Annotated in this window: 12 protein-coding genes; 10 read left to right on the plus strand and 2 right to left on the minus strand. The window is 64.1% G+C overall.

Translation table 11 applies throughout. The annotated features are described in order from the left end of the window. Positions 1–35 precede the first annotated feature (35 nt). Positions 36–1,091 carry a methyltransferase domain-containing protein gene (locus tag LI72_RS01970; RefSeq protein WP_033924149.1) on the minus strand — a complete coding sequence of 352 codons (1,056 nt, stop codon included), beginning with the start codon at positions 1,089–1,091 and terminating at the stop codon, positions 36–38. Between the two features lie 85 nt (positions 1,092–1,176). On the opposite strand from LI72_RS01970, the gene LI72_RS01975 reads away from it, so the two are divergent. Next, positions 1,177–2,589, plus strand: a complete 1,413-nt coding sequence (locus tag LI72_RS01975; protein WP_033924150.1) for a dihydrolipoyl dehydrogenase family protein — start codon at positions 1,177–1,179, stop codon at positions 2,587–2,589. Between the two features lie 106 nt (positions 2,590–2,695). Continuing rightward, positions 2,696–2,926 (plus strand): hypothetical protein, encoded by a 231-nt coding sequence (locus tag LI72_RS19890; protein WP_156139435.1) that lies wholly within the window; start codon positions 2,696–2,698, stop codon positions 2,924–2,926. A gap of 197 nt (positions 2,927–3,123) precedes the next feature. On the opposite strand, the gene LI72_RS01980 is transcribed toward LI72_RS19890, so the two are convergent. Further along, entirely contained in the window at positions 3,124–3,399 is a 276-nt protein-coding gene (locus LI72_RS01980) for a hypothetical protein (protein WP_033924151.1), read from the minus strand. Between the two features lie 386 nt (positions 3,400–3,785). Between LI72_RS01980 and LI72_RS01985 the strand changes: the two genes are divergently transcribed. The 8 genes from LI72_RS01985 to LI72_RS02020 are packed head-to-tail and all read left to right on the plus strand — an operon-like array spanning position 3,786 to position 13,312. Then, a complete protein-coding gene (locus tag LI72_RS01985; protein WP_052129397.1) occupies positions 3,786–4,430 on the plus strand; it encodes an XrtA/PEP-CTERM system exopolysaccharide export protein in 645 nt (214 codons plus the stop codon). 51 nt (positions 4,431–4,481) lie between these two features. Beyond that, positions 4,482–5,996, plus strand: a complete 1,515-nt coding sequence (locus tag LI72_RS01990; RefSeq protein WP_033924153.1) for an XrtA system polysaccharide chain length determinant — start codon at positions 4,482–4,484, stop codon at positions 5,994–5,996. Between the two features lie 14 nt (positions 5,997–6,010). After that, complete coding sequence (locus tag LI72_RS01995) at positions 6,011–7,036, plus strand: capsular biosynthesis protein (protein ID WP_033924154.1); 1,026 nt, start codon at positions 6,011–6,013, stop codon at positions 7,034–7,036. Then, positions 7,033–8,781 carry a hypothetical protein gene (locus tag LI72_RS02000; protein ID WP_156139436.1) on the plus strand — a complete coding sequence of 583 codons (1,749 nt, stop codon included), beginning with the start codon at positions 7,033–7,035 and terminating at the stop codon, positions 8,779–8,781. Before LI72_RS01995 ends, LI72_RS02000 begins: the two co-directional genes overlap by 4 nt. Before the next feature lie 29 nt (positions 8,782–8,810). Then, positions 8,811–10,052, plus strand: coding sequence for an XrtA/PEP-CTERM system-associated ATPase (locus tag LI72_RS02005; protein WP_033924156.1), 1,242 nt, complete (start codon positions 8,811–8,813; stop codon positions 10,050–10,052). A gap of 43 nt (positions 10,053–10,095) precedes the next feature. Next, positions 10,096–10,986 carry an XrtA system polysaccharide deacetylase gene (locus LI72_RS02010; protein WP_081984525.1) on the plus strand — a complete coding sequence of 297 codons (891 nt, stop codon included), beginning with the start codon at positions 10,096–10,098 and terminating at the stop codon, positions 10,984–10,986. Continuing rightward, positions 10,986–12,089 carry a FemAB family XrtA/PEP-CTERM system-associated protein gene (locus LI72_RS02015; protein ID WP_033924157.1) on the plus strand — a complete coding sequence of 368 codons (1,104 nt, stop codon included), beginning with the start codon at positions 10,986–10,988 and terminating at the stop codon, positions 12,087–12,089. The genes LI72_RS02010 and LI72_RS02015 overlap by 1 nt, the downstream gene beginning before the upstream one ends. Then, a complete protein-coding gene (locus LI72_RS02020) occupies positions 12,089–13,312 on the plus strand; it encodes a TIGR03087 family PEP-CTERM/XrtA system glycosyltransferase (RefSeq protein ID WP_033924158.1) in 1,224 nt (407 codons plus the stop codon). Before LI72_RS02015 ends, LI72_RS02020 begins: the two co-directional genes overlap by 1 nt.

Below are 13,312 nucleotides of genomic sequence, written 5' to 3' on the forward strand. Positions count from 1 at the left end.
GTCTTGGGCTGGAAGGGATGAAAGCAACAGACCGGTCAACAGCATCCCGCCGCAAGCTCGCTGCCATCGCCCGCCGCCTGCGCGAACGGCAGCCCGCCGCCGCAGCCTGCAAATACGCCGTAGTGCGTCGAGAAATCGCCGATGAACTGGAAATGCTCGGCAAAGCGCGTGTCGGACAGCATCTTCCAGCTGTTGCCGCAGATCGGGAAGATGCGGCCGCGTTCGATCAGATGGTGCTTGTCGAGCGTGAACATGCGCTCCTCGCCCTCGACGGTGCCGAGGTACACCACCGCCTGGCCATAATCCTCGCACTCTGGCTCCAGATCATCGAGCTTGAACAACCGGTAGGTCGCGGAGAAGAAGTCGATGCCGTCGAGCATCTCGGCGATGCGCGCGTCGCCGATGCCCAGCGGGCGATCCTTGACCAGCCGCGGATCGGTGAAGCCGGCGGCCTTGGAGAGCTTGAGGAAATCGCCCCAATAGAGCGCGCCCGAGAGGCATTCGCCATGGAGCACTGGATCGGTGAGCAGATGCTGGGGCACCCGCCGGCTCGAATAGACATCGGAGAAATACATCTCGCCGCCGGGCTTGAGCAGCCGGTGCGCGTCGGCGAAGACCTTGGCCTTGTCGCCCACCAAATTGATGACGCAGTTCGACACGATGATGTCGAAGCTGCCGGGCTCGAGATCGAGTTCGTCGAGCTTCTCGATATCGCCCTCGACGAAGCGTACATTCGACTTGGCATAGCCGAAGGTCTTGCGGTGCCATTCGAGATGGGCGTTGGCGATGGCGAGCTGCTCAGGGGTGGCATCGACGCCGACGACCTCGCCATGCTCGCCGACCAGCTGCGCGAGAATATAGGCGTCCTGGCCCGATCCCGATCCCAGATCGAGGATGCGCGCGCCTTCGATGGCCGATGGTGCGATCAGGCCGCAGCCGTAATAGCGCGCCTTTACGTCGGGATGGACATTGGCCAGCGCCTTGATGACCGCGAGCGGCGGGCGTTCGGCGGTGGTGCACGCATCGGTGCGCAAATCGGCGGATTCGGACAGCACCTTGCCGTAATATTCACGCGAATTTTCGAGATTCATGCTGGATTCCCTCTGATCTGGCGCACATGGTCTAGCGACAAGAATTCGCGGTAACCAGCCGCATTGTTTCACCGAAACGGGGTCTATGGCATATTCGCACGACGTGATCGTCATCGGGGCAGGGTCTGCCGGGCTGGTCTGCTCGGGGGGGCTGGCGATGTTCGGGCTGAAGCCGCTGCTGGTCGAGCGCGCGGCGATGGGGGGCGATTGCCTCAACACCGGCTGCGTGCCCAGCAAGGCGCTGATCTCCGCCGCGCACCGCGCGCACGATATGCGCAACGCTGCCGAGTTCGGGATGCAGGCCGTGGAGCCGGTCGTCGATTTCCGCGCGGTGCACGCGGCGGTGCATCAGGCGATTACAACCATCGAGCCGCATGACAGCGTCGAACGCTTCGAAGGCATGGGCGTCGAGGTGGTGCGCGGCGATGCGCGGTTCAGCACTCCTAAAAGCATCGCGGTGAACGGCGTGACCTATAGCGCGCCGCGCATCGTCATCGCGGTGGGCAGCCGCGCATACGTCCCGCCGATCAAGGGGCTGGAAGCGGTTCCCTATCTCACCAACCACAATGTCTGGGACCTGACCGAACTGCCGCAGCGGCTGATCGTGCTGGGCGGCGGGCCGATCGGCATGGAGATGGCGCAGGCGTTCCGGCGGCTGGGTTCGGAGGTCGTCGTCGCCACCAAGGGCAGGCCATTCCCCAAGGATGATGCAGATGCCGCGAAAATCGTGATCGACCGGCTGACCGGCGAGGGTATCGAACTGATCCATGACGCCGAGGCCGATGCGGTGACGAAAACCCCTGATGGCCTCGTGCTGACGCTGAAGGACGGGCGGACGATCACCGGCACGCATCTGCTGATTGCCACCGGGCGCGAGGTGAATTTCGACGGGCTGGGGCTCGAGGCCGCAGGCGTGCGCCACGACAAGAAAGGCATCCTCGTCGATGCCCGGCGGCGGACCAGCGCGAAGCATATCTATGCGATCGGAGATTGCCGCGATGGTCCGCGCTTCACCCATGCGAGCGGTTACGAGGGCGGCAATGTCGCGCTCGAGATCAGCCTGGGCGTGCCGACCAAGGCGAACTATGCCGCGCTGCCCTGGGTCACCTATACCGACCCCGAACTCGCGCAGGTCGGCATGACCGAGGACGAGGCGCGGCGCCGGTTTGGCGACAAAGTGACAATATGGCGCGAGGACTTCGACCACAACGACCGCGCAGTGACCGAGCGCGAGGTCACCGGCTTCGTCAAGCTGGTCAAGAAGGGCAGCAAGGTCATCGGTGGCACCGTGGTCGGGCGCGGCGCGGGCGACCTGATCCTGCCGATCGCGATGATGATCGCGGGCAAATCCTCCACCTTCGGCGTCGCGAGCTTGATCGTGCCCTATCCCAATCGCTCGGAGCACATCAAGGCGGCCGCGTTCGCTTCGGATGAGGGCAAGGTGTTCAACAAGTGGTCGCGGGGCTGGGCGCGGTTTCTTGCCAAGAGGCGCGGGTGATTTTTTGCCGGAAACTTTTTCGATGGGGTGCGGTCGAAACTGCAGTTTGGTTAGGGTTTTCCGTGTTTAAAGGAAGTGCCGTAGCCAATTAGCGGTGTGGAGTTTCGTGGTGCAGGAACTAGCTCGTTTCAAAAGTTCAGATGGAAAATATGAGATTGAGCTTCAGCGCCGAGAGGACGGGTTTTACCAGTGGGTCGAGTGGACGTGGTGGGCTGGAGATGAATACGTCGATGATTACATGACCCCGACCTATTTTTCCGGGATCTACGAAACGGCAAAAGCGGCTGAAAGCGATATTCGTCGTACACCATGGCTACGTGAAGACAATTTAGACTGAAATGTTGCCAGTTAATCGGCAATTTCGGGTGCTCGTGCCGAGCCCCTTGCGCGCTTCTCTCTTTGTAGACGCCACCCCTCCGCTCAGCCTGAGCGTGTCGAAGGCCCCGCTATTCGGCTGGCGTGGGCGCGGGTCCTTCGACTTCGCGGGCTGCGCCCGCGGCTCAGGATGAGCGGGGATTGTTAGGGTTGGCATCGCTAGCGCTGGCGCGTTTCAAGCCACATTCGTGTGAAGAATATCGCGCCATAGATCACCAAAGCCGAAGCCAGAGGGATGGGCGTAATGAAAATATAGTCCAGCGCACTGGTGGATCGCAGGTTTTCTGGGTGCTGCGCCTGCCACCAATTGACGTAAAGAATGGCACCGAGCGGCACAAGCAACAGCGAGAGCCAGCCTATGGGTCGGGTTCCGAAAATGAGCCCAAATAGAGTTCCAGCCAGAGCGCCGTATATCATCAAAGCTGTGCCGTTCATTTGCGTATTCTAGTCTGGTATACGTTGGATGCAACGGCGCTTATGGCAAGAGATCAACATCTGTAACACTTGGTTGAACCCACCACCCCCTCCGCTCAGCCTGAGCCAGTCGAAGGCCCCGCGCATCGGCTGGCGTGGGCGCGGGTCTTTCGACTTCGCGGGCTATGCCTGCGGCTCAGGATGAGCGGGGGTGGTTAGGGGCTAGCTCAGCACCGGGGCCCGGGCCTGCTCCGCCAACCCCACCCCGAATGTAAAAACGCCTTCACCATCAAACACTAACGCTATGTTCACCCTTTTTCGTCATAGCTGAGCCCAATCTGCGTGAACCCGGCCTTTCGTCCACGCGACGGAAAGGGGATTCGCGGGGCGATGAAAAAGGTGCTGACATGGGATTGTTCCGTCTGTTGAAAATGGGAATCGCGGCTCTGGTGGCCACTGCCTTGCTGGCGGGTTGCGCTTCCACCGCGAGCGGACCGCAGCTTCCGGCTGCATCGTTCGTCTCGCTCTCCGACGGCCCGGGCGATGACTATATCATCGGTCCGCTCGACGAATTGACCGTGTTTGTCTGGCGCAATCCCGAACTTGGCGCGAAGGTCCAGGTGCGTCCCGATGGCCGCATCACCACGCCGCTGATCACCGACATGCCCGCTGTTGGCAAGACGCCGACGATGCTCGCCGAGGACATCAAGCTGCAGCTGTCGCAGTACATCCAGGAGCCGATCGTCTCGGTGATCGTCAACAGCTTTGCCGGTACGTTCTCGCAGCAGGTGCGGATCGTCGGTGCGACCGAAAAGCCCGCGTCGATCCCGTATCGTGCTAACATGACCTTGCTTGATGCGATGATCGCCGTCGGTGGTCTGTCCGAATTCGCCGCGGGCAACCGCGCCAAGCTGGTCCGCTTCGACAAGGTGTCGGGTCGCCAGCAGGAATATCCGATCAAGCTGGGTGACCTGATCAAGAAGGGCGACAGCCGCGCCAACGTGCTGCTGCAGCCCGGCGACGTGATCATCATCCCCGAAAGCATGTTCTGAACCGGAAACAAGCCCGCGCCGCGCCGCAACAGTGAAAGAAAAGCCTGACCGATGAATGGCCTGTACGAAGAATTCCGCATCGCGGTGCACAGCGTTTGGCAGCGCCGCTGGCTGGCGATGGGCATTGCCTGGGCGATTTGCGTGCTGGGCTGGCTGGCGGTGGCCTTGATCCCCAATACCTATGAATCGCAGGCCAAGCTGTTCGTTCAGACCAAGGCGATCCTGCCCGAGAATACCGGCATCAGCCCGGTCGAGCGGCAGAAGCAGATCGACACCGTCGAACAGACGCTGACCTCGGCCGCGAACCTGGAAAAGGTCGTGCGGGGAACGGACCTCGGCAAGAACCTGGTCACCCCGCGCGAGATCGAGGGCGCCGTGAACGGTCTGCGCGGTGCCATCAAGATCAAGTCCGAGCAGGACAATCTGTTCGAGATTTCTGCCACGATGACCGCGGGCGGTCGCTCGGATGGTGAAGCCGCCAGCCTCGCGCGCGATATCGTGCAGAAGCTGATCGACATCTTCGTCGAGGAGAACCTTGCCGGTGGCCGCGGCGAGACCAGCGATACGCTGCGCTTCCTCGATGAACAGCTGGCCAAGCGCCAGAAGGAGCTCGAGATTGCCGAGCAGAAGCGCGTGAAGTTCGAGACCGAGAATCTCGGCATGCTGCCGGGCATCGGTTCGGTCAGCCAGCGGCTCGAGCAGGGCCGGGTCGAGATCAACCAGATCGATTCGCAGCTGATCGCCGCGCAAAGCGCGCTGGCCGCGATCAACGGCCAGATTGCCGGAACCCCGCAGAGCATTGCCGGTGGCACGACCGGCGGGGTCAATCCGCTGGCGCAGGCGCAGGGCGAGCTCGCATCGATGAAGGCGCGCGGCCTGACCGATCAGCATCCCGATGTGCAGGCGATCAAGAACCAGATCGCCGCATTGCGCGCCGCAGGGGCCGGGGCGAGCACCGCCTATGGCGTGCCCAACCCGGCGTACAGTTCGCTCGTCAGCATGAAGGCCGAGCGTCAGGCGGCGGTGACCGCGCTGCAGTCGCGCAAGGCCGCGCTGCAGGGCGAGATGAATGCCATGGTCGCCAAGCAGATCCAGGAGCCTGGCGTCGCTGCCGAACAGGCGCGCATCGCGCGCGATTATGAAGTGCTCAAGACCCAGTATGACAAGTTGCTTGCCGACCGCGAGCAGGTGCGGCTGCGCGGACAGGTGGAAACGCAGACTGATGCGGTCCGCTTCGACCTGATCACGCCGCCCTCCAGCCCGCGTACGCCGATCGCGCCCAAGCGGCCGCTGTTGCTGGCAGCGGTGCTGTTCGCAGGGATCGCAGGCGGCATCGGCGGAGCGTTCGCGCTCGGCCAGCTCAGCGCGAGCTATCCGACGGCGGCCAAGCTCGAAGCCGCATCCGGTCTGCCGGTGATCGGATCGATCTCTCAGATGCTCACCCAGGCCCAGCGGGAAGAGCGCAAGCGCAAGCTGCGCATGTACCTGGGCTCGGCCGGCGCGCTGGTCGGGGTTTTCCTGGTCCTGCTGATCATCGAGTTCATCCAGCGCGGTTCGGTGGTGTGAAGGGCGAAAGAGACATGACCATGCACGATCCCATCAAATCGCCCGACAAATCCGGCCACACACCCTCGCTGATCGAGCGCGCGTCGGAAATGTACGATTTCCGCAAGGCGATGAGCCTGGATGCCTCGCAGCTTCCCGAGGAGCCGGCAGCGCAGGCAGCTGCGGTTCCCGCACCTGTGCCCACGCCCGCACCCGCGCCGGCAGCCGTATCCGCGCCGGAGCCCGTCGCTCAGGCAGTGACACCGCCGGTCGCAGCACCGGTCGCAGCTTCCGTTTCCGCCCCGGTGCGGCCGCGCGCATCGCGCCTGCCAGTCGCCAGGATCGACCGCGACCTGCTGCGGGAATCGGCTTTCATCGTCCCCGATGGCCCGGTGACCAGCATTTCCGAAGAGTTCCGCATCATCAAGCGGCGGCTGCTCGCCAGCGTGCTGGCCGAAGCCAATGCCGGCCTGGGGGTCGCAGCGCAGCGCATCCTGATCTGCTCGGCGCAGCCCAACGAGGGCAAGACCTACAGCGCGATCAATCTGGCGCTCTCGATTGCGACCGAACGCGATCATGACGTGCTGCTGGTCGATGCCGACTTTGCCAAGCCCAGCATTCTCTCCTCGCTGGGTATCTCCGGGCAGACCGGTCTGATGGATGCGCTGGCGGACCCTGCGGTGGCCGTGGAAGACTGCATCATCCCGACCGATATCGACGGGCTATCGGTGCTGCCCGCGGGTCGCCAGACCAACATGGACAGCGAGTATCTCGCCTCGGCACGCACGCTCGAGGTGCTGGCCAAGCTGACCGAGGGGCATCCCGGCCGGATCGTGATCTTCGATTCGCCGCCGCTGCTCGCGGCATCGCCCGCCGCCACGCTCGCCCAGCATGTCGGCCATGCGCTGATGGTGGTGCGCGCCGATGTCACCAGCGAACGCGCGCTGCGCGACGCTCTGGGCCTGATTGCCGGATGCAACCAGATTCAGCTGCTGCTCAACGGGGTGAAATTTTCCCCGTCGGGTCGCAGCTTCGGATCCTATTATGGATATGGAGAATGACCATGGTGAAATGGTCTGATTTCAAGCATGGAAAACACCAGCTTCCGCTGGCTGCACTGGCGTTCGCACTCGCGACCGTTCCCCAGGCTGCGTTCGCGCAGCAGGGGCTGGGGCAAGGCGGCGGGCAGGGCGGCGGCCAAGGTAGCGACCAGGGCGGCGGTCAGGGCGGTGGCGGGGCCAGCGTGCCCGCAAACCGTCGTTCGGTTGTGATCCCCTATCTCGAAGTGGGCCAGGTGCTCAGCGCCGATCTGAAGAATGGTGGCGACCTGCTGACCTACAGCCTGGCGGCCGTGGGCGTGGATGCCGCGGTGCAGACCGCGCGGGTCGAGGCGCAGGTCAGCGTTCGCTACGAACGGCGCTTCTCGTGGAACGACGATTTCGGCGACGAGGATGCGATCAGCGGTATCGCGCGCGCCAATGTGCAGGTCATTCCCAATGCGCTGTCGATCGAGGCAGGCGCGCTGGGCGTGCGCTCGCGCGTCGATAACCGCGGGGTTGCGCTCAGCAACCAGATTGGCGGATCGGATAATGTCACGCAGATCTACTCGGTCTATGCCGGGCCCACGCTGGACACCGATATCGCCGGAGTCGAGGTCAACGGCCTGTACCGCATTGGCTACACCAAGGTAGAGGCCGACGCGGTGGCGCTGCCCGCAGGTGCGCGTCCGCTCGACCTGTTCGATGACAGCGTTAACCACGCCGCCAGCCTCGCCATCGGCCAGCAGCCGGGCGGTTTTCTGCCGATCGGCTGGTCGATCAGCGGCGGCTATTTCCGCGAGGACGCCAGCCAGCTCGACCAACGGTTCGAAGACAAGATCGTTCGCGCCGATGTCACGGTTCCGGTCAGCGCCACGCTCGCGCTGGTGGGCGGTGTCGGCTATGAGGACATCGAGATTTCAGAGCGGAATGCCGTACGCGACGCGGCGGGCAATCCCGTCGTCGGCAACGACGGCCGCCTGGTCACCGACAGGAATTCGCCGCGCCTGCTGTCCTACGATCAGGATGGTCTGATCTGGGATGTCGGCGTGCTGTGGCGGCCCAGCCGGCGCACCTCGCTCGAAGCGCGAGTCGGCCGTCGGTACGACAGCATGACCTATTACGGATCGTTCAGCTACACCCCCAACCAGCGGGTGTCGGCGAACATCGTGGTCTATGATCTCGTCGCCGGCTTCGGATCGCGGCTCAACGACAATGTCGCCGGGCTGCCGACGCAGTTCGACGCCACCCGCAATCCGCTCAGCGGCGATCTCAATTCGTGCTTCTTCGGTGGTGGCGGCGGCGGAAACTGTCTTAATGACACGCTGCAGTCGGTCGCCTCGTCGGCGTTCCGCACGCGCGGTGTCACCGGGCAGATCAGCCTCACCAGCGGCAGCTGGCAGCACGGGCTGGGTGCAGGCTACAGCCGCCGCAAGTTCTTCGCCGCCGATACCGGTGCGCTTGCCGGGTTCGATCAGACGATCGATGAAATCTGGTTTGCAAGCTATGTCGGCGCCAAGCAACTCGATGCCCGTTCGAGCATTACCGGCACAATCTATGCGAACTATCTGGAAAATGGCACCGGACAGGTGCTCAATGGCGGGGGCAGCGATGTCCTGGGCATTGGTGCCAACGCGGCTTATGGGCGCAACTTCACCAACCGCTTCAATGGTACCTTGGCTATCGGGCTCGATTATTTCGATCCCAAGGGCTTCGAAAGCGGCCTCGTAGCATCGGCGCTTCTGGCGCTGCGCTATTCTTTCCAGTAAATATGACAGAAGTATAAGGGGGAAAGCCCATGTTTGAGACCCATTATGGCCTTACCGGACGGCCATTTCAGCTGACGCCCGACCCGCGCTTCTATTTCGAGAGCGCGACGCATCGCAAGGCGATGTCGTACCTTGGCTATGGCCTGGCGCAGGGTGAGGGTTTCATCATCATCACCGGAGAGATCGGTGCGGGCAAGTCGACCCTGGTCGCGCATCTGATGCAGACGGTGGACAAGGCGCGGCTGACCGCAGCCCAGATCGTGACCACCCAGCTCAAGGGTGATGATCTGCTGCACATGGTCGCCAGCAGCTTTGGCGTTCCGACCGCAGGTCTCGACAAGACCGGCACATTGGCCGCGATCGAAAGCTTCCTCCACACCGAGGCGCGCGCCGGTCGTCGCTGCCTGCTGGTGGTCGATGAATCGCAGAACCTGCCCTTCGGCGCGCTCGAAGAGTTGCGGATGCTCTCGAACTTCCAGCTGGGCAGCCACCCGCTGCTGCAGATATTCCTGCTCGGTCAGCCCGAGTTCCGCGCCACGGTGCACGGCGCGCCGGGGCTCGAGCAGCTGCGCCAGCGGATCATCGCCACCCATCATCTGGGCGCGATGGAGCAGCACGAGGTGCAGCCTTATGTCGAGCACCGGATGACGCTGGTCGGCTGGGCCGGACGTCCCGCCTTCGCCGACGATGTCTGGCCGCGGCTGTTCACCGAGACCGGCGGCATCCCGCGCAAGGTCAACATGCTGATCAATCGCGTGCTGCTGATGGCGGCGGTCGACAATCGCGAAACGATCGACGCCGATCTTTTCTATGCGGTCCTTGCCGATCTGGCAGTGGATTCGATGACCGACGAGGATTGGCAGAACGAGGCGATGCTGGCGAGCGCCGCGCGCCACGCGGAATATGCCGCATCGGTCGCGCCTGCTCCGGCGGCTGAAGCTGTGCCTGCCGTTGCCGAAGCCGCGATCCCCGAGGTCAGCCGCGCGGATTTCAACCATTTCGTCCGCGAGGTGCGCGATTTTGCCGGCGAGCAGCAGGAAGCCCGCGCGATTTTGGTGCAGGAGCTGCAGGCCGCCATCGACCGCATCCAGTCGATCGAGGCGCGCCCGGCGGCTGCTCCTACCGATCTGCAACCGCTGATCGGCCGCATCGATGCGCTGGAGAGGCTTCAGGCCGAGCAGCAAAAGGCGTTGCACAGGGTGCTCGCATTGCTGGTAGGCTGGGTCGAGGACGATTCCGCAGGCGTGTGGCCCAAGGGTCGCGCCGCCTGATCGCCAACTGAATTTGCGGCCCCACAGCCAGGAGTGCATCATCGTGCGCGAAGCATCGCTCGGCCAGGACCGTACCGCCGCACGGCATATCGTGAACGGCCTGTCGGTCGACGTGGAAGAATATTTCCAGGTCGGCGCGTTCGAGAACACCATTGCCCGGGGTGACTGGGAAGGCATTGCCAGCCGTGTCGAACACAATACCGGCGCGGTGCTGGACCTGTTCGCGCGCTGCGGTGTCAAGGCGACCTTCTTCACGCTGGGCTGGGTGGCGCACCGCCATCCCGCGCTGATCCGCCGGATCATCGCCGAAGGGCACGAGATCGCTAGCCATGGCTGGGATCACACCCGTGTCTTCACGATGACGCCCGACCAGTTCGGCGAGGATATCGACCGCGCGCGCAAGGCACTGGAGGATGCCGGCGGCGTCGCGATCAAGGGCTATCGCGCGCCAAGTTTTTCGATCGACCAGCGCACGCCCTGGGCGCACGAAATCCTGGCCGAGCGCGGCTATGCCTATTCGTCGAGCGTGGCGCCGATCGCGCACGACCATTATGGCTGGCGCGAGGCCCCGCGCTTTGCCTTTCATCCGGTCGATGGCGCGAGCCTGATCGAACTGCCGGTGACCACGGTGCAGCTGGGCGAGCGTCGATTTGGTGCAGGTGGCGGCGGGTTCTTCCGCATCCTGCCGTATACGCTGTCGCGCTGGGCGTTACGCCGCGTCAACCAGGCCGACATGCAGCCCGCTATCTTCTATTTCCATCCCTGGGAAATCGATGCCGATCAGCCACGCGTCGAAGGCGCGCCGATGCGCTCGCGCCTTCGGCATTATACGGGCCTGGGCAGCATGGCGGGCAGGCTGGAACAGCTCACACGCGATTTCAGCTGGTGCCGGATCGACGAGATTGCACTGCCGCTGGCAGCGAGGCGGCTGTGATGCTGCATTTCGCGCCGCCGCAGACCGCCGCACCATCCGCATCCGCCGTTCGGCTTGTCACCCTGGCCGACCAGCAGGAACGCGCGCGGCTGGAAGGCTGGCTGGCAGCCCACCCACGCACCACCGCCTTCCATCGGCCGATCTGGGGCGAGGCAGTCGCGTCCGCCACGGGGCACGATTATCTGGCGTTGCTGGCCGAGGACGGGCGGGGCGCGATCACCGGCTTTCTGCCGCTGCATGCCGTGCATTCGCCGCTGTTCGGCGGGGCGATGGTGTCGGCGGGTTTTGCCGTCGATGGCGGGATCCTCGCCACCGATGATGCCAGCGGGGCGGCGCTTGCCGAGGCAGCGTGGCAATGGACCGAACGCTATAGCGCGCCGACGCTGGAGCTGCGCGGCGGATGGCTGCCCGATGATCCGCGCTGGACGATCAAATCCGATGCGCACGCCGGCTTTGCCGCCGATCTGGTCGAAGACGGCCCCGATGCCGATCGCAAGCAGCTGGAATGGGTTCCGCGCAAGCAGCGCGCCGAGGTCCGCAAGGGACTTGCGAACGATCTGGTGGTGCGCACCGGTTCGGGCGCGCTCGACCGCCAGCAGCAATATGCCGTCTATGCCGAAAGCGTCCGCAACCTGGGCACGCCGGTGTTCCCGCGCGCGCTGTTCGAAGCGGTGATGGAGGCCTTTGGCGACGATGCCGATATCCTGACCGTGCTGCACAATGACGTTCCCGTGGCGAGCGTGCTCAACCTCTACCACCGTGGAACCGTGATGCCCTATTGGGGCGGAGGCGTCTGGGATGCCCGCGCCCTGCGCGCCAATGACGTTATGTATTATGCGCTGATGAACCATGCGCGCCAGCGCGGGTGCACGCGGTTCGATTTCGGTCGCTCCAAGGTCGGCACCGGCGCGTTTGCGTTCAAGAAGAACTGGGGATTCGAGCCCGCGCCGCTCAGCTATGCGGTGCGCAATGCCGACGGCCTGCCGCCGCGCGATGTCAATCCGCTGAGCCCCAAATACCGGCTGCAGATTGCGCTATGGCAGCGGCTGCCGCTGGGCATTGCCAACCGGCTGGGCCCCTGGATCGCGAACGGGCTGGGTTGATGGGCGAGCTGCTGTTCCTTGCCCACCGAATCCCGTTTCCGCCTGACCGGGGGGACAAGATCCGCTCGTGCGCGATCCTGAAAGCGCTTGCGGCGCGCGGGCCGGTGCATGTGGCGACCTTTGGCGAAACCGATGCCGACATGGCCGCCGAAGCGCAGCTGGCCTGGACCGCGACAAGCCACCTGCTGGTTCGCCGCACCATCTCCAATCTGCGCGCCGGGTTGAACGCGTTGCCCACCGGCAAGCCGGTCTCGCTGGTAGCGTTCGAGAGCCTCGAGATTCGCCACTATATCAGCCGTCTCCTCGCCACCCGGCCGATCGATACGATCTTCGTCTTCTCCGGCCAGATGGCGCAGTTCATCCCGCCGAGCTTTGCCGGGCGGGTGATCATCGATTTCGTCGACATGGATTCGGCCAAGTTTGCCGCCTATGCCAAGGCTTCGAACGGGCCGATGAAACTGGTGCATGCGCGTGAGGCGCGGATGCTGGGCGCGTTCGAGCGAGACATGGCCCGGCGTGCGCATCTTTCGACCTTCGCCAGCGCGACGGAAGTGACTGAATTTCGTCTGGGCCTCGACGATCCGCGCGTCCGCGTGGAAGCCGTCGGCAACGGGATCGATACACAGCTTTACGATCCCGAGGGCATCGCCCCTGCGCCCTATGTGGGTACCGATGGGCCGCATCTCGTCTTTACCGGGCAGATGGATTATGCGCCCAATATCGACGCGGTGACCCATTTCGCGCGCAGCGTTCTGCCCCTGATCCGCGAACAGCATGCCGATGCGCGCTTCCATATCGTTGGGCGCAACCCGGCGCCTGCGGTGCGCGCGCTGGCGCAGGTGCCCGGTGTCGAGGTTGCAGGCGCGGTTGATGACATCCGGCCGTGGATTGCTTCGGCTGATATTGTCGTTGCCCCGCTGCGGATCGCGCGCGGCATTCAGAACAAGGTGCTCGAAGCGATGGCGATGGCCCGGCCGGTGGTGGCCTCTGCCGCCGCGGCAGAGGGCATAGTCGCGCGTTCGGGCGAGCATTTCATCGTGACCGGCGACGATGATGCGATGGCGAAGGCGGTGTGCGACCTCGCCGCTGATCCGGCACGAGGCAGCACGATCGGCCTTGCGGCGCGCGCGCATATGCTGCGCAGCTACCAATGGGATGCGCAATTGGCGCCGCTTTTACGCTGGCTCGACCAGCCGCCCGCGCTGATCACGAGCGCGGCCTGA

It is taken from the genome of Sphingomonas sp. 35-24ZXX (assembly GCF_000786215.1).
GTDB lineage: Bacteria > Pseudomonadota > Alphaproteobacteria > Sphingomonadales > Sphingomonadaceae > Blastomonas.

Coding starts and splice junctions, on each gene's coding strand:
- LI72_RS01985 (WP_052129397.1), top strand. CDS start 3,786: ATGGGATTGTTCCGTCTGTTGAAAATGGGAATCGCGGCTCTGGTGGCC.
- LI72_RS01995 (WP_033924154.1), top strand. CDS start 6,011: ATGACCATGCACGATCCCATCAAATCGCCCGACAAATCCGGCCACACA.
- LI72_RS01990 (WP_033924153.1), top strand. CDS start 4,482: ATGAATGGCCTGTACGAAGAATTCCGCATCGCGGTGCACAGCGTTTGG.
- LI72_RS01970 (WP_033924149.1), bottom strand. CDS start 1,091: ATGAATCTCGAAAATTCGCGTGAATATTACGGCAAGGTGCTGTCCGAA.
- LI72_RS02005 (WP_033924156.1), top strand. CDS start 8,811: ATGTTTGAGACCCATTATGGCCTTACCGGACGGCCATTTCAGCTGACG.
- LI72_RS01975 (WP_033924150.1), top strand. CDS start 1,177: ATGGCATATTCGCACGACGTGATCGTCATCGGGGCAGGGTCTGCCGGG.
- LI72_RS01980 (WP_033924151.1), bottom strand. CDS start 3,399: ATGAACGGCACAGCTTTGATGATATACGGCGCTCTGGCTGGAACTCTA.
- LI72_RS02015 (WP_033924157.1), top strand. CDS start 10,986: ATGCTGCATTTCGCGCCGCCGCAGACCGCCGCACCATCCGCATCCGCC.
- LI72_RS02000 (WP_156139436.1), top strand. CDS start 7,033: ATGACCATGGTGAAATGGTCTGATTTCAAGCATGGAAAACACCAGCTT.
- LI72_RS02020 (WP_033924158.1), top strand. CDS start 12,089: ATGGGCGAGCTGCTGTTCCTTGCCCACCGAATCCCGTTTCCGCCTGAC.